10 protein-coding genes and 2 pseudogenes are annotated in these 16,109 nt (G+C 43.7%); 2 read left to right on the top strand and 10 right to left on the bottom strand.

The features are described from left to right. Nucleotides 1–130: 130 nt before the first annotated feature. The 8 genes and pseudogenes from opcA to nrdJ (H6G79_RS01200) all read right to left on the bottom strand — a co-directional run. Nucleotides 131–1,501 (bottom strand): glucose-6-phosphate dehydrogenase assembly protein OpcA, encoded by a 1,371-nt coding sequence (opcA, locus tag H6G79_RS01235; RefSeq protein ID WP_190588021.1) that lies wholly within the window; start codon nucleotides 1,499–1,501, stop codon nucleotides 131–133. Between the two features lie 164 nt (nucleotides 1,502–1,665). Then, nucleotides 1,666–3,195, bottom strand: a complete 1,530-nt coding sequence (zwf, locus tag H6G79_RS01230; protein WP_190588020.1) for a glucose-6-phosphate dehydrogenase — start codon at nucleotides 3,193–3,195, stop codon at nucleotides 1,666–1,668. A 104-nt stretch (nucleotides 3,196–3,299) separates the two neighbouring features. Continuing rightward, nucleotides 3,300–4,445 carry a transaldolase gene (gene tal, locus H6G79_RS01225; RefSeq protein ID WP_190588019.1) on the bottom strand — a complete coding sequence of 382 codons (1,146 nt, stop codon included), beginning with the start codon at nucleotides 4,443–4,445 and terminating at the stop codon, nucleotides 3,300–3,302. Between the two features lie 300 nt (nucleotides 4,446–4,745). Further along, entirely contained in the window at nucleotides 4,746–5,795 is a 1,050-nt protein-coding gene (gene fbp / locus H6G79_RS01220) for a class 1 fructose-bisphosphatase (protein ID WP_190588018.1), read from the bottom strand. A gap of 532 nt (nucleotides 5,796–6,327) precedes the next feature. Next, on the bottom strand, nucleotides 6,328–6,627 hold the full coding sequence (locus H6G79_RS01215; RefSeq protein WP_190588017.1) for an RNA-binding protein: 300 nt from the start codon (nucleotides 6,625–6,627) through the stop codon (nucleotides 6,328–6,330). A gap of 482 nt (nucleotides 6,628–7,109) precedes the next feature. Continuing rightward, nucleotides 7,110–7,328: a hypothetical protein gene (locus H6G79_RS01210; RefSeq protein ID WP_190588016.1), complete on the bottom strand. Its 219-nt coding sequence runs from the start codon at nucleotides 7,326–7,328 to the stop codon at nucleotides 7,110–7,112. 121 nt (nucleotides 7,329–7,449) lie between these two features. After that, nucleotides 7,450–8,523: pseudogene (gene nrdJ, locus H6G79_RS01205) on the bottom strand (ribonucleoside-triphosphate reductase, adenosylcobalamin-dependent); the annotation flags it as partial. A 303-nt stretch (nucleotides 8,524–8,826) separates the two neighbouring features. Then, a pseudogene (gene nrdJ / locus H6G79_RS01200) lies at nucleotides 8,827–10,056 on the bottom strand (ribonucleoside-triphosphate reductase, adenosylcobalamin-dependent); the annotation flags it as partial. A 124-nt stretch (nucleotides 10,057–10,180) separates the two neighbouring features. Here nrdJ (H6G79_RS01200) and H6G79_RS01195 point away from each other — a divergent pair. Continuing rightward, nucleotides 10,181–10,759, top strand: coding sequence for an Npun_F5749 family FMN-dependent PPOX-type flavoprotein (locus H6G79_RS01195; RefSeq protein WP_190588015.1), 579 nt, complete (start codon nucleotides 10,181–10,183; stop codon nucleotides 10,757–10,759). A 442-nt stretch (nucleotides 10,760–11,201) separates the two neighbouring features. Here H6G79_RS01195 and dprA read toward each other — a convergent pair whose 3' ends face one another. Continuing rightward, nucleotides 11,202–12,320, bottom strand: a complete 1,119-nt coding sequence (gene dprA, locus H6G79_RS01190; RefSeq protein ID WP_190588014.1) for a DNA-processing protein DprA — start codon at nucleotides 12,318–12,320, stop codon at nucleotides 11,202–11,204. Between the two features lie 444 nt (nucleotides 12,321–12,764). Continuing rightward, nucleotides 12,765–14,219, bottom strand: coding sequence for an aminotransferase class I/II-fold pyridoxal phosphate-dependent enzyme (locus H6G79_RS01185; RefSeq protein WP_190588013.1), 1,455 nt, complete (start codon nucleotides 14,217–14,219; stop codon nucleotides 12,765–12,767). A 215-nt stretch (nucleotides 14,220–14,434) separates the two neighbouring features. Between H6G79_RS01185 and H6G79_RS01180 the strand changes: the two genes are divergently transcribed. Then, nucleotides 14,435–16,009: an alkaline phosphatase gene (locus H6G79_RS01180; RefSeq protein WP_190588012.1), complete on the top strand. Its 1,575-nt coding sequence runs from the start codon at nucleotides 14,435–14,437 to the stop codon at nucleotides 16,007–16,009. Nucleotides 16,010–16,109: the final 100 nt, after the last annotated feature.

The raw sequence follows: 16,109 nt of genomic DNA, 5'->3' as shown, positions 1-16,109 counted from the left end.
CAGTGGTTTTTAGAATTAATCTCAACCAGATGAAATTCAAAAACCCCGATTTTGTGAAAAAACCGGGGTTAACTTAATTGGCACAAGCTGAGATGAAAACTACTGAAATCTTCCTTATTTTCAGGATGACTTAATTCTTCACTGCTAATTTCAGGATTTGGGAGATCACTCCTAAGCTATCTTCAAACAGGTTCTCACGTCCCCAGCGTTGTACTTGCTGACTCAGCAGTACTTCGGCTTTTTGTTCGGAAAGTGAGCTAACTTGTTGGACTAAACCAGAAGTTTGAGCGCCGCCGTGGGTTTCCATCCGCATACAACCGCCGGTTTCTGTACAAATTAAGGTGCTACAGTCGGCTTTGGGATTGGTGGAACTGAGACGTAATGCAATTAAGTCTCCGGGAATTTCGCCTACATCAGCAACGGGAACTCCGGCTAATTCGGCTTCTATTTGTTTTTGGTCTTGTGCGACAAAGCGAATCCGCAGAATATCATAGTCATCGCTTTGTTTTTGGCAGGAAATTGGCATCCATTCTAGACGACTAGCCAGCCAACCCAAAAACAATAGTGCTTGGGCAGAGTTGCCTTTTTCATAATCCAGCATTACGCGGTCAATATCTTTTAATGCGGCACGACGGTGGGGTGGGTCGTAAGCTTCTGCTGTTAACTCTTGCCATGCTGAGATCCGTCGCCAGTTCAGGTCAGCTAAAGGTACGTTGGTTTCAACCAATTCTTGTAAGCTGAGTAAGTCATGTTCTGGCTCGTTAAAGTTGCAGGAATCAACTATAACGTTGTTGCAAACTGCGGCTAGTCGCTTAAATAAGGGGTTGTTGGGGTCGGGAGTAGCTTTCCACCACAAAAACTTGGGTAAACCACCGATGAGTAATGCAGGAATCATCCCACCAATTCTTTCTAAAGCTGAGGTGGTACCGGAGAGGGTGATGTATTCGCAACAAACCAAAGTGCTGGAAGATTGCTTTTGAATTGGGCAGTAAGCCGAAACTTGAGCTTTTACACCTTCATCTTCGCCGGCGATCGGGCAGAGGGCAATGATCCGGCAGGGGTTACGCAAAGCAATTTCATCAGCAATTCTGGGGCTGGTGACACTGACGTTATAAGAACCGTTACCATTGTCTGTAACGATTCCATTACCTTGACGTTTGCTGTATTCTTCCCGTAGTTTGGCTAAAGTTTCTGGTGTAGTGGTGCCGGTTTCGGGCAGTTGATATTTTTGTTGCGCTAACCGCAGGGCGATGTCAGTTTGTGGCCCTAAAATCCCATCAATGGGGCCGTTATAAAATCCCAGAGATGCCAACAGATATTGGGTTTCTTCTGGTTCGTAAACTACTAAGGTAAAAGTTGTGGCACGAGTGGCTGCGGGTAGTGCGCCATCTTCACCGGTGATGCCGTAACTTTGCCAAATTTGATTTAATTCCGCTTCGATTTCGTTGAGCGAAATGTCTTTGGGGGCTTGGAGTGAAAAAATGGTAGGAGCTTGGGTCATAGTAATTTTGGATTTTGGATTTTGGATTTTGGATTGACGATTTAAGATTTTTGATTAAGAACTACTAAACAGAATTAGCAAGAAATGGTTTTTACTTTTATCTATTACCTATTCGCTATTTATTTAGTCCCTAATCTAAAATCTAAAATCTAAAATCTAAAATTTTACAGTCTGCGCCAGCGACGGCCGTCTTGGTTAATCAAAAATTCGGCTTCTGCGGGTTCCCAGGTACCTGCTTCGTACTTAGGAATGGTGGCTGGGTCTGAGGGCGCATCCCAAACGGAAAGGGCAGGAGTAACTATTTGCCAAGCTGCTTCCACTTCATCCGCCCTGGTGAATAATGTTTGGTCGCCCATCATACAATCTAAGAAGAGGCGATCGTAGGCATCGGAAGTGCCGGAAATCCCAAAGGAACCGTAGCTAAAGTCCATATCTACGGAACGAGTGCGGAATTCTGCTCCTGGCATTTTCACATCAAAACGCAAGGAAATGCCTTCGTTGGGTTGAATCCGCATTGCCAGGACGTTGGCGTTTCTTTGTTGGGCGGCGGACTGGAACATCCGTGAAGGCACTTCACGGAAATGGATGGAAATTTCGCTGACTTTTTTCGGCATTCTTTTGCCAGTCCGCAGGTAGAAGGGTACACCTTGCCAACGCCAGTTATCCACCATGAATTTCATGGCTACATAAGTGGGTGTACCAGAGTTGGGGTCAACTCCTGGTTCTTGGTGATACCCTGGTACTGGCTGTCCTTTCATCCAACCGGCGCTGTATTGACCACGGATGGCAGAACGGGACAAGTTGTGGATATCGGCTAGACGGGTAGCTTGGAGTACTTTAACTTTTTCTGTCCGAATACTGTTAGCATCCATTGAGTTGGGTGCTTCCATTGCTGTTAAGCAATACAGTTGCATTAAGTGGTTTTGCAACATATCGCGGAGTGCGCCGGCTTTTTCATAGTAACCAGCCCGGTCTTCTACACCTACGGTTTCAGCAACAGTGATTTGTACGTGGTCAACAAATTGACGGTTCCACAGTGGTTCAAAAATCGCATTGGCGAAGCGGAAGACTAGTAGGTTTTGAACGGTTTCTTTACCTAAGTAGTGGTCAATGCGATAGACTTGGTTTTCTTTACAATATTTCTGGACAACAACGTTGAGGCTTTGGGCAGAAGCCAAGTCTCGACCAAAGGGTTTTTCAATTACGAGGCGGTGTTTCTCTGGATTATCCAGCATTCCACCTTCTCCTAGTTGCTTGATGGCTTCGGGGAAGAAGTTGGGAGCGACGGAGAGGTAGAACATCCGATTCCCGCGTGTGCCGCGTTTCTCGTCTAATTCGTTTAATAAGGTTTTAAGTTTTTGGTAACTTTCTGGGTTATCTATATCACCAGGACAATAGAATAAACCCTGAGAAAAGTCTTGCCAAAGTTCTTCTAGTTCAACACCACCGTGTGCTTCTTCCATGCCTTTACGCATTTGTTCACGGAAGTATTCGTGGCTCCATTCCCGACGGGCTACACCAACAATAGTGATTTCTGGTGGCACTCGCCGTTCCCGCCGGAGTTTGTATAATGCTGGAACTAGTTTGCGCCAGGTAAGATCACCAGAAGCGCCAAAGATAACTATAATTTGGGGTTCGGGCATCCCTTGCTGTTGTAGGCCAACGCGCAAGGGATTTTCTAGCAGACTGACCATAACAATTTTTCGATCTTGGAGTTGAGATTTGGAATGGGATGAAGTATGAAGTATGAATTATGAAGTATGAAATTTCAGACTTCAAACTTCCTACTTCAGACTTCCTACACAGGTGACAATAGCTTGACTTTGTTTTCTAAAGAGTTCATCAAGGACTGGAAAGGTTGAACGAATTTATCAATACCTTCAACTAACAGTTCATCCATTACGGTATTGATATCGATGTTGATGTCTGGATCTTTCAAGCTTTCGATGAGTTGATAAGCTTCTTTAAGTTTGGTTTCCAAGCGATCGCCTACATCGCAGTGGTCAACACAAGCTGCTATTGTCGAGGGTGGTAAGGTGTTAACGGTATCGCGGCCAATTAACTCATCAACATACATCACGTCGCTGTAGTGCGGGTCTTTGGTGCTGGTACTAGCCCAAAGTAACCGTTGTACTTTTGCTCCTTTGGCTGCAAGGGCTTGCCAGCGATCGCTTTCAATAATTTTTTTGTATTCTTGATAAGCTATCTTGGCATTAGCGATCGCTACTTTGCCTTTTACGGCGCTGAGTTTGGCTTCTTGGTTAATATCATCAACGCCACGGTGCAATTTTGCATCGATTTTTGCGTCAATGTTACTATCAATGCGACTGAGGAAAAAGCTGGCAACAGAAGCAATTTTGCTAATGTCTTTATCCTCAGCTACAAGTTTTTCTAAGCCCCGAATATATGCCCAAGCTGTATTGATATAGCTTTGTACAGAAAATAACAAAGTAATATTGACGTTGATCCCGTCGGCTATTACCTGTTCTACGGCTGGTAAACCTGATTCTGTACCGGGAATTTTAATCATGATATTTTCCCGGCCAATTTCTTGAAAATAACGACGGGCTTCGTTAACGGTGGCTTGGGTATCATGAGCAATGGTTGGCGGTACTTCGATACTCACATAACCATCAACTCCATTCGAGGCTTCATATACAGGTCGCAGAATATCAGCAGCGTTACGGATATCTGCAAAAACTAAAGATTCGTAAATTTTATAGGTTGGTAATTGAGCGCGAACACCTGCTTCTATGTCCGCATCATAAATTGCGTTATTGGCGATCGCTTTTTCAAAAATCGCTGGGTTTGAGGTGATTCCGGAGATTCCTTGATTTGCTACCAGATTTTTCAATTCCCCTGATTGAATAATGTCCCGCGTCAAATTATCTATCCAGATACTTTGACCGTATTCTTGAATCTCCTGTAGATGATTGGTGGCCATCGCTGTAGTTCCCTCCGTTTAATGATGTCTCCAAGTGAACTTGGCAATCCATCCGAAATGATGGTGACTTTTGCATTTTGGCTTTGCCAATCACTTATCGCATCGACCAGCTGAAATAATCCCTACTTCTGTTTTTAGTAGCGAGATTTTCTCTTCCTCATCCCCAAGCAGACACTAGCAAATCACGACAAAAATAACTTCACAGTAAGAAACAGTTAAAAATGAATGGTCAATGGTCAACAGTTATCAGTAAATAAACTTTACTTTTGACTTTTGACTTTTGACTTTTAACTTCTAATACTAGTGACCGTTTTGAATAAAAGACTCCACTTTTGCTACCGACTCTTTACTACCAATAATTAGAGGTGTGCGTTGGTGTAATTTTTTCGGCACTACGTCTAGAATGTCTACTAATCCCGTAGTGGCACGACCACCTGCTTGCTCAATCAAAAAAGCCAGAGGTGCCGATTCATACAGTAAGCGTAATTTGCCTTCTGGTTTTTGAATTGTACCTGGGTAGAGAAATACACCACCTTGAACTAAGATTCGATGGATATCACTTACCATCGCGCCACTATAGCGAGCCGAGTAACCCTCTGTCCGATGAACATAGCGGACATATTCTCTAATTGACTCTTCCCACTGCCAAAAATTTCCTTCATTCACACTGTAAACAGAGCCATTATCAGGAATGCGAATATTTTCTTCGGTGAGGATAAACTCTCCCAGGCTGGGATCGAGAGTAAATGAATGCACCCCTCTACCTATACTATAAACCAGCATAGTGCTTGGCCCATATAGTATGTAGCCAGCAGCAATTTGCTTGCGTCCATTGGTCAGTAAATCGGTGGCTAAACCATCAGCGTCGTCTCCTTCTTGTTGGCGAATCGCAAAAATGGAACCCAAGCTGAGGTTAGTATCTGTGTTAGAAGAACCATCTATTGGGTCATACAACAAGGTATAACGACCGACAGGGCAGTTTTCTGGGATGTAATAGGGGTCGTCCATTTCCTCGGAAGCTAGGCGACAAACTAAGCCACTTTGCTTAAACACCGAGATAAACACATCGTTGGCGTAAACATCCATTTTTTTCACAGATTCACCTTGGACATTCACATCCCCGGTAAATCCCAGAACGCCTTCCATTAAACCTGCACGGCTGAGGTGACGGGCAATTAACTTACCCGCAAGGGCAATGCGATTCATCAATGCACTTAAATCCTGGGCATCAGGAGAAAAGCTTTGCAGTTGCTGAAGAACATGACGAGATAAGGTTGTACAATCACGATCTAAGCTTTTATCTGTATGATCGTTGACTGGCAACTCTAGAGATTCTGGCGCTTTAGCCATTTTGGCATTCTCCCTAGCGACTGGTTAATAGTTGGGTGGGTAAAGTCATGGGTAGCAACTCATAGCTGCTGCTTCTATCTTAGAAAGGTAATTTGATAACCTTGACTTGGCTTTAGACAAACTAAAGAAATGGCTCAATTTTGGGTGAATGTCTCAAGGTAGAAAAGTCTCGTTGGCAGTTGAAGTGCTTGCCCCGACCAAGACTAAACAAGGTAAATTTACTTAAAGCGGCTCAGTCATGTTAAACTACGTTACGCCAAGTTTTCTCTAGCTACCAACGTTAGTAATATCACTCCCAGACTTACCTGAACCGTAAAAAACCGACTGCTGCTGAGACTTGGTTTTTAACTCACAACAGTCGGGTAAAGTTTTGTGTGACGGTTGAATAATTACAACAATTTGTAACTAGGTCATCAGCATCCACATCTCAAACCCAAATATTTAATTTGCTGACTTTTAGTTTTGCAATTGCTGTTAGTCAAATTCTTGCATTACTGCAAACCAATTTGTTACTATTGTCTCCCGCCTAGTTTTAGATTTCTTGTTTTTTCGCCCAACCACCTCGTCTTCCATCATCTCTTGGGTTGTCTTCTCGCGGTTTTGCTTTGTTGACTCTGAGTTGCCGACCCATCCATTCAGCACCATCTAACTCAGCAATGGCAGCGTCTTCTTGAGCGTCTTCTTCCATTTCAACGAAAGCAAAACCTCGCATCCGCCCGGTTTCTCGATCAGTAGGCAAGACAACTCTTTTGACCTCGCCATAGTCTGCAAATACTGCTCTTAAATCTGCTTCAGTAGCGCGGTATGAGAGATTTCCAACGTAAATAGTCATGTGGGATCACGTAATTGTCAACAAACAGAGGTTAGTTCAGCGAGAAAACAGAGATCAACAAACTACAAATTTTGTGTCGTGGCTTATGATTTATTTTCATTGATGGCGAACGTTGTGGCGCAGCAATCATAGTGCTAGCGTGACTTCAACTAAACTGTCCATGCGGCTGAACTTACGCTTACGCTCATAATGATAACTGATTGTGACATTTTTCAAAGTATGGGACATTACAATCCCAAATAACATAAAATAAGCCGAACTTATATTTTTTTTGGATAAAAATTGCTTGTGTTAAGATTAACTGATGTCTTTACCGATTTTGCAAGTTTTTTGTACTGGATCAAAGTCGGATTTTATACATTCTATTAATTAATCTTTACATTACTCTAAGAAACCAAAAATTAACCTGCAACTTTCCTCTAGCTACGAGTTGGGAGTTGCAGGCACAAAGTGGTGAATTTAATTGGAAATTAGCAGCAAATTTATTCAATAGAAATTGTTTGCGGCCCTGTAGCTTTGCCATTGTTGGCTTCGGTTGGAGATTGGGAGTGGCTAGTTACGCCTCTTTGTTGATCTAGCCAGCTTTTGACAGGATCATCCTTAAGGTTCAGTCTGAGTACACCGGAAAAGAAACCACCGAGAAAAGAGACTGGGTGCTGTGTTAATTCTTTAAATATTGGTGACAATTCGTCAAGAAACATTAAAATTCTCCTGGCAATGCCATAAAAAATTATTACTTCTTCATCAATCGTAACGTAGAGGTAGGGAGTAGGGAGTAGGGAATAGGGAGTAGGGAAATTCCGGCCACTCCCCACTCCTTAATTACGAAGTTGGTTGTTGATCTGGAAACATACACTTATCAGAATCACAACCACTAGGGCCTGCTTCCATTAACTCGCCAGAGTCGTAGCGGCTGAGAACAGCACAGAAGTCATCGGTTTTGCGTCGCGCTAACACTTCTTGAGATAAACGCTCATAGGTGGCTTTGTCTATGGGTTCAAATGGCAAGCGGGGGAATGATTGTAAATCGTCAAATCGTGCTAACAGGGCGGCGGAGATATAGCCTTCATCATTTTGGATGGCTTCGTAAATGCGTGTTCCCAAGGGTTCCACTTCATCAGCGCGGAGTTCTAGGGTAGCGGATGTGTTGTGGGTGACGTAATGGCGCTGCACTTGCATGACAAAATCAAATTGGGCTAAGACGGGGAATCTAGAAACATCAATTTGATCAGCACCGGGTAAATCAGCCCAAGGTACAGCAACGGGAATTTCTACCAACCATTCGCTGACGCGGGGATCGAAGGGGTCGTTTAATAAGTTACCTTGTTCGTCTTTGTCTGATTGGGAGGGAATGACATTATAACCATAGTCAATACAGGCTAAGGCTACGGGGTCATTTTTGCGGAAAGTGATGCGGCGAATAAATCTTTGAGCTTTAGGTGGGTGCCATCCAGAACTCGCACCAGATAATAGAGCTTTAGTGCCACTGGGTTGGACTGTAGTACAGCGATTAGGGCGTTTGATGTGATGGCGATCGCAATAATCCCACACTGCTTTGTGTACTACTTCTCTCCAAAAGCTGAGATATTTTTCTTCTTGGTGTTTAAATGCTAACCCTTGGGGAGTAGCTGGTCTACCTTCTGCCCACCAGCGCAACCAGTCTACACCAAAAGCATGAACAAAGAAATCAAATAAGCCGGTAAAAGAAACTCCAACAATTGGGTCTAATTCCCGACTATATTGATAGCGCGGTTCTAAGAATTTATGGTTGAGAAGTGTCGCTACAGATAACGCCCCAGCCGTGAAAGCTTCCTCTTGTTCTTTGTAATTAAATGGGTCAATTTGATTGAGATGAATCTCTGAAAGATTACAGTGGAAGTTGCTACCAATAATTTCCATTTTGTTAACCCAGAGGCTCTTTATCCTCTAGTTCTACGAGTTCTTGATTCCTCGTAGATCCGACTATATTTTCTACTAATATTTAGTAGCCGGAGACTCGTGGAGCCGTTATTTCTAACGTGGGCATAACCCAGATTATATTCTTTTTAAACTACGTAAATTTCTGATTATTTATAGCTTAAAAAGTTTCACTCTCTAGTCTGTACAGTGTCTAAGGTTTTTTAATTCCTTTGATTACCTCGGTATTCCCAATCGCAGGGTTCACCGATTTTCCCCGGTGTTTAACGTGAGGCAAAATTACTTACCACACGGGTTTAAACCAAAGCGAGCTAAACGATGTTCTAATTCATCCGCATTAATATAAGGATATTTTTGTTGCAACCAGTCTTTAGCTGTTCCTTGGTCGTAAGCTTGCAAGAACTCTTTTTTCAATGCTTGGGTAGCAAGCAAATCAATGTTAGCTCTCGCAACAGCTTCACCAGCCCATTGAATTGCACCTTCGCCACTGTAATATTGTTTTTGAACAGCTGCGATCGATTCTTCTAAGGTTGGTTTGCGGTGAAATACACGGGTATGATTCGCCATACGTAGAGAATCACGCTCAGGATCAATGCGCCAGTTACCGTTTTCATCTTGTTGCCAGAGATTATCTTTGGCATTTGCCCCTAGTTCATCGTCAGCAGTAAACTGACGCATCCCAGCTGAGCGCCTAATGTTTCCGGCAACAATTGTTACTGCTGCTTCATCGATTAATAAGCAGCACTCTACAGAATTTAATTGTCTGCCTAAAGCTTTATTTAAAATGTCAGCACAACGTTGATACAATCCAGGCAATTTTACCGGATTGGCAACACCGCCAAAACCGTTGAGGGTTTCTCCGGCTTGACGGACATCACTGATATCAACACATACTTCTACATCATCTGTAAATCTTTCATCCGTGGAGAGTTCCAACAGAGTTTGATAAGATGCAACCCAACCTTCGCGGCTATCGCCGACATGAATGGTAACGCGGTTGCCTTCTATATCGGTTTGTGTAAATTCACGACGTAAGTTTTTCGGAGTGCTGCCGATTTCGCCTTGTACTGTGACATGAAGGCGATTGCGGATAGAAGGCAGTTGATTAATATACTGTGGTTCGATGATGGCTCCTGTACCGCAGCCCATCATAGCCAAGTCCATCATCAACCCGAAGGCTTTCCAGTCTTGGAGATTGGTGGACGTGCAGTTATACCCACCGGAGAAGTTCTTGGGTTTGTTTATCCAATCTGTACCGCCTACCCACAACCAGCGGCCGCTAGGTAAAGCTTTGAGTTGGCGTTGGTTTTTTTCTAGGAGGGCGATTTCTTCTGGGTTGAGTTTACCTAATTCGATTAAACCTTGGATGGTGCGATCGCACACTTCATCGTAAGATTCTCTCAGCCCTACCCCAGTCCGGCGGCTGTAAGTCCTGAAAAACACAGGATTGGCTGCTGGCGCGGTTTCGGGAAATTTAACACCCTGACGTTTTCTTTCAAGCTCTCGAACCATAATCCAGTCTTGTTGCTTTTGAACAGATTACGACTATACGCCAAGTAGGTTGAGGATAAAAGATTGCAAAATTTCCCACTTTGCGCTAAGTCTGTAGCTGTACCAATTGCAACGAAACTACATAATGTCCCTTGCTCCTTGGCGAAGTGCGATCGCTCGCGCCCTACATCGCAACCGTAGTCTGATATACTCTCGTTACCTACAACTGGCGACAATCCGGGCAGATCATCGTCCTGCTAATCGGACTGTAGTCTTTCGTGACTTTCTCAACGATACCAATCAGCTAAAATTTATTACTGACACCCGTAGCGATAAAATTGACCAAATAAAATCTCAACCTTGGGCGGAAGCTTGCTGGTATTTCCCCAACACCCGCGAACAGTTTCGCATTGCTGGCGGCTTAACTTTAGTAGATAGTAATGATGCTGCACTACAATCAGCCAGACTTGCTACTTGGCAAGCCCTCAGCGATGCAGCGCGGTTACAATTTGCTTGGCCTCATCCCAGTAAACCTAGAGACACAACCCCAGATGCGTTTACACCACCAGCCCCTGATCCTTTACAACCAGTTGTCAATTTTTGCTTGCTATTACTTGATCCCGTAGAAGTTGATCATTTAGAGTTGCGCGGCGAACCACAAAATAGAACTATTTATCAGCTTGGTGAAAATCAAGAATGGCATCGAGAGGAAGTAAACCCTTAATTCTCAAGAAACAGCCAAGGGTTTGACTGTTTAACCACGACTTCAGTTGTTTGGTGCTAGGTATAAATTAACGCAATGCCTTGCATAGAAGAAATACTAAGTATTGAAAAATTCTGACACTCTCAGGACTTACGCACAAAGATTATCTGTGGAGATTGGGTGTAAGGGTGAAAGGGTTTGGGGTGTAAGGATTTTGAATCAGTACACACGCCACTTGGCTCAAGTCGGGAAACCCGCCCACGCGAGTGGCTCCCCTATACCTCTGAACCCCTACACCCTCGCCAAAACCCTTGATTTTTCGTTTTGATGCGTAAGTCCTAACTCTAACATTCCGGGAAAGTTATACCATTTTGGATTTTAGATTTTAGATTTTGGATTGAGATAGGCTTTACTGGTAAGCTTTTGGGCAATTCATTTGTCGCAATCATTCTTCAATTTGGTATTAACTTTTTTGATAGCGCATTCCGGGGAGTTGGGAAACTAAACCCATGAGTTCGAGTTGTAACAACAAACCAGAAACAGAACTGGCGGGAATGCCGGTTGTTTGGACGATCGCATCAAAGGGTACAGTATTGTAAGCGATCGCATCAATTATCTGTTGCATTTGCGGTGATAAATTCGGCAAATTTAACTGTTCTGTGGTTTGGGAAGGTGCGACTGTATCTAACTTGGGTACAGCACCCAACAAAGTTAATAGTTCATCTAATTCTCGAAAAATTATGGAAGCACCTTGGGAAATTAACTTTAAACAACCTTGGGATGGATAATCATCTAATCTTCCGGGTAGTGCATAGATATCTCTGCCAAAATCGTTGGCGTAGGTAGCAGTAATTAACGCACCAGATTTTAAAGGTGCTTCCATTACCAAAATTGCCCGACTCAAGCCAGCAATAATTCGATTGCGTCGGGGAAAATGAGTGCGGTCAGGTGGAGTTTTGGCGGGATATTCGCTTAACACTAAACCTGCGCCTAAAATCTGGTGGTACAAATCTCGGTTTTTGTGGGGATAAATCACATCTACACCCGTTCCTAAAACTGCGAGTGTGCGTCCCCCAGCTTTGATGGTGGCGCTGTGGGTTTCGGTGTCAATTCCCTCCGCCATCCCAGAAACCACAGTAAAGCCATTTTTCGCCAAAGCTGTGCTGATTTGGCGAGTCCAACGAATCCCATACTCCGAAGGTTGACGAGTACCAACAATTCCCACCATCGGTTTTTGTCCGAAGTTTTCAGCTAAATCAACTTCACCCCGATAGTACAAAACAGGCGGCGGACTGGGCGTTTCTAGGAGTAAGCGGGGATATTCTGCATCGGCTGGTGTCCAAAAATGCGGGTTTTCTTGTTGGTGTTGGGTAAGTAATTGTTCTGGATGTAACTGCGATCGCATTTTAATTACTTTGCCCAAAGTTTGCAAACCAAAACCCTCAACTTCCCCCAATTCAGCTTTACTAGCTTCCCAAGCTGTAGATAAACTGCCAAAATGCTGTTTTAAACGTTGCAATAAAACTGGGCCAATTCCCGAAATTTGCCCCCAAGCTAACCAATATGCCCTTTCTTCTACCACTTACTGATCCTCACACCCACTCTCGTTGAGTATTCCCAAATCATCCGCAGTAGCTACAGTTTTTTCAAAAAGAGGGGATAAGTTAGAGGTTACAGGTTACAGGTTATGGGGTTGTTATGACTGTTATAGCGGTTCTTACTTGCTTGTATGTAATACAGTCGGAACCCCACCCCGCATTTGCTGACGCAAACGCTCCCCTCCCCGCTTGCGGGGAGGGGTTGGGGGCTTTCAAGGGCAGGCTTTTTTTATTAGACAAATTTTTGGGCTTTTAAAACCAAAATTATTGTCTGAACAGTTAAAACTACGTTTCATAATTGAGAATATTCTCAACTATTTATCGAAGGTTTAAAAACCTGCCCTTGAAAGGGGGTTGGGGGTGGGGTTGAAATCTACCTCATCCAACCGAGAACCGCTATATTGCGAGTGCAACAATGTGGCAACACCCTAATTTTTAACAACTTTTAAAGTTTGTAAACTTGGATCTGCACATCCACTGATTATCCCGCCCATTGCTTGAATTTGTTGTAGATATGATATGGCTGCTTGAGTGATTAATTCTCCTGGCATTAAAACGGGGATTCCGGGAGGATAGGGACAGACAATTTCGGCACAAATGCGATCGCTTGTTTGTTCTATTGGTAAAGTTTCATGAGTGGCAAAAAACGCCGTTCGGGGTGATATCTGCACAGTATACTCGGCAAAATTCTGCTCAAGTGGAGTCTTGATCACAACTCTGTGTCGGTGATACTTTTCGGCAAGAATTTGGCAAGCTTGAATTAATTGCTGAATATCATTGGCAGTGTTTCCCAAACTAATAACAAAAGTCAAATTGTGTAAGGAAGCAAATTCCGCAGTCACACCCAACTTTTCATCTAAAATTTCCTCCGCTTCAAACCCAGTTAAACCCAAATTACTGACGTTAATTGTTAACCGAGTTCTATCTAATTCCCGAAAACCGGGTGATAATTGTGGCGACAAAATTGCTAAACCGGGAATTTGGTTGATTTGATTTCTAGCTATATCTGCAAGTTGCAAAGTCTGTGACATGAGTTGTTCACCATTCAACGCCATTTGTTGACGTGCGGCATCTAACGAAGCTAAAAGTATGTAACTCGGACTGGTAGACTGGACAAGTTGCAGAGCTTTACTAATGCGATCGCTATCAATTCTCTTTCCTTGAATATGCAGCATCGATGCTTGTGTCATTGCACCAAGGACTTTATGAATTGACTGGACAGTTAAATCTGCACCTGCGGCTAAAGCTGGGGTAGGTAATTCAGGATGAAAAGCGAAATGTGCGCCGTGGGCTTCATCTACCAACAACGGAATATTATATTGATGGGTGATGTTGGCGATCGCACCTAAATCTCCACAAACACCGTAATATGTGGGATACACTATTAACACCGCTTTGGCATCGGGATGTTGTTTCAGGGCAGTTGCCACAGATGCGGGCGTGATACTGTGGGCAATATCAAAAACTGGGTCATATTCGGGATTGATAAAAATTGGCATCGCCCCAGAAAGAATTAAACCCGCGATCGCTGAAGAATGCACATTACGCGGCAAAATGATTTTATTGCCCATACCGCAAGTAGCGAGAATTGCTGCCTCAATGCCACAGGTAGAACCATTGACAAGAAACCATGTTTGTGAAGCACCAAACGCCTCTGCTGCTAATGCTTGGGCGGCTTGAATTACACCTTGGGGAGAAGACAAACTATCTAACTCAGCTAATTCGGTTAAATCTGCCCGAAATAACTTTTCACCCAGTAAATCAGCCAATACTGGCGATATTCCTTGACCCTGCTTATGTCCAGGAGTGTAAAACGGCGCGTGAGGCTTGATTGTACAAGCTTTGAGCGCATCTAATAAAAGTGCTTCCTTTTGGTTGAGCATTAATCTATAGCAATCTTATTTGATTGATGAGAATCGAGAGGCTCAGATCCCCGACTTCTTCAAGAAGTCGGGGATCTTTGGGTTCACTAATGATTTGGGAATGCTATGAAAGTTTCAGACTTCACACTTCATACTTTTAATTTTTTCTTAATCTGTGCTTGATTGTCGGTTGATAAGTTCATCGCATTTATACGGCAAATTCATTAAGGGTGGATATGGATTTTATCAATTGCGATCGCCTCTTATCAAATCGTTATAGAAGGCGGAGTGTTTTATTGGGTGCGGGATTTTTTACAGGTTTAGCATTAACCAGCCAATGGGAACCAGCATTAGCAACATCCAGATTTTCTAGCTATCCCTTTACCTTGGGTGTAGCGTCTGGCGACCCTTTACCAGATAGAGTGGTGTTATGGACAAGGTTAGCACCAGACCCCTTAAATGGTGGTGGAATGCCACCAAGAAATGTGGTGGTACATTGGGAAGTCGCCCTAGATGAGAATATGCGAAAAGTTGTCCGACGTGGTAGAACTTTAGCGATCGCAGATTTAGCCCACTCAGTACACGTTGATGTCTCAGGCTTAGAACCTAACCGTTGGTATTGGTATCAGTTCCGCGTCAGTAATGAACTTAGTCCCATCGGCCGGACTCGCACAGCACCAGCATTCAACAGTTCTCTTCAACAACTAAACTACGCCTTTGTGTCTTGTCAAGATTGGCAAAATGGCTTCTACACCGCCTACCGCCATCTAGCCGCAGAAGATATTGACTTAGTTGTACATTTGGGTGATTACATTTACGAGTACGGGCCAGAAACAGGCGGGCCACGTCAGCATAATAGCCCAGAAATTATGACTCTGAGAGACTACCGTAACCGTCACGCACTTTATAAAACCGACCCAAATTTACAAGCGGTTCATGCAGCTTTTCCTTGGATAGTCACCTGGGATGACCATGAAGTAGAAAATAACTACGCCAACTTAATTTCTGAAGATAACGTCAACCCAGAAGTCTTTGCTCAACGTCGCGCCAATGCTTACAAAGCCTACTATGAACACATGCCATTGCGGTTGTCTTCATTTCCCAATGGTGCGAACCTCCAACTTTATCGGCGCTTGAGTTATGGCAACTTAGCTCAGTTCCACGTTTTAGATACTCGTCAATATCGCACCGACCAACCTTGTAATGATGGACTCAAACCCCGGTGTGTGCAAGCCTTTGATGAAAATGCCACAATGACAGGTTCACAACAAGAACGCTGGCTATTCAACGGCTTAGACCAATCTCGCGCCCGTTGGAATATTATTGCTCAACAGACAATGTTTGCTCAATTTGATTTTGATGCCCGTCCAGAAATCGGATTATTCAATGTAGACCAATGGGATGGTTATGTAGCTGCACGTAATCGAATTGTGAACTATCTCAACTATCGCCGACCTTCTAACCCTGTAGTCATTACAGGTGATATCCATTCCAGTTGGGTACACGACATCAAACTTGATTTTAATAATCTTGCTTCTCCAACTGTAGCGACTGAGTTTGTTGGTACTTCCATCACCTCAGACTTCCCCACATCATTCATTGCACCAGTGCAAGCCGCCTTGAGAAGTAATCCCCACACCAAGTTTTTCGATGGTGCATTCCGTGGTTACGTTCGTTGTCAAGTCACTCCTAAACAGTGGCAAAGTGATTATCGGGCAGTTTCTAGCATTGTTGACCCCAATGCTTCTATCAGCACCCTAGCTTCCTTCATTGTCCAAGATGGGCAACCAGGAGCATATCGCCAAGCTTGATTTATATCTTGCGCTATTTATTCTCAACCGTAAGGTGGGCAATGCTCACGATGTAAAAATGAGGACTTGAGCATTTTTTTTGCATTGCCCACCTGACAAA

The organism is Anabaena sp. FACHB-83 (genome assembly GCF_014697485.1).
Classification (GTDB): domain Bacteria; phylum Cyanobacteriota; class Cyanobacteriia; order Cyanobacteriales; family Nostocaceae; genus Nostoc_B.
The sequence above is the reverse complement of the archived record's forward strand: the minus strand, read 5'-3'. Positions and strand labels throughout refer to the sequence as shown.

Excerpts from the sequence above, each read along its gene's own strand:
- opcA (WP_190588021.1), bottom strand. The coding sequence starts at position 1,501 with ATGACCCAAGCTCCTACCATTTTTTCACTCCAAGCCCCCAAAGACATT.
- zwf (WP_190588020.1), bottom strand. The coding sequence starts at position 3,195 with ATGGTCAGTCTGCTAGAAAATCCCTTGCGCGTTGGCCTACAACAGCAA.
- tal (WP_190588019.1), bottom strand. The coding sequence starts at position 4,445 with ATGGCCACCAATCATCTACAGGAGATTCAAGAATACGGTCAAAGTATC.
- fbp (WP_190588018.1), bottom strand. The coding sequence starts at position 5,795 with ATGGCTAAAGCGCCAGAATCTCTAGAGTTGCCAGTCAACGATCATACA.
- H6G79_RS01215 (WP_190588017.1), bottom strand. The coding sequence starts at position 6,627 with ATGACTATTTACGTTGGAAATCTCTCATACCGCGCTACTGAAGCAGAT.
- H6G79_RS01210 (WP_190588016.1), bottom strand. The coding sequence starts at position 7,328 with ATGTTTCTTGACGAATTGTCACCAATATTTAAAGAATTAACACAGCAC.
- H6G79_RS01195 (WP_190588015.1), top strand. The coding sequence starts at position 10,181 with ATGTCCCTTGCTCCTTGGCGAAGTGCGATCGCTCGCGCCCTACATCGC.
- H6G79_RS01185 (WP_190588013.1), bottom strand. The coding sequence starts at position 14,219 with ATGCTCAACCAAAAGGAAGCACTTTTATTAGATGCGCTCAAAGCTTGT.
- H6G79_RS01180 (WP_190588012.1), top strand. The coding sequence starts at position 14,435 with ATGGATTTTATCAATTGCGATCGCCTCTTATCAAATCGTTATAGAAGG.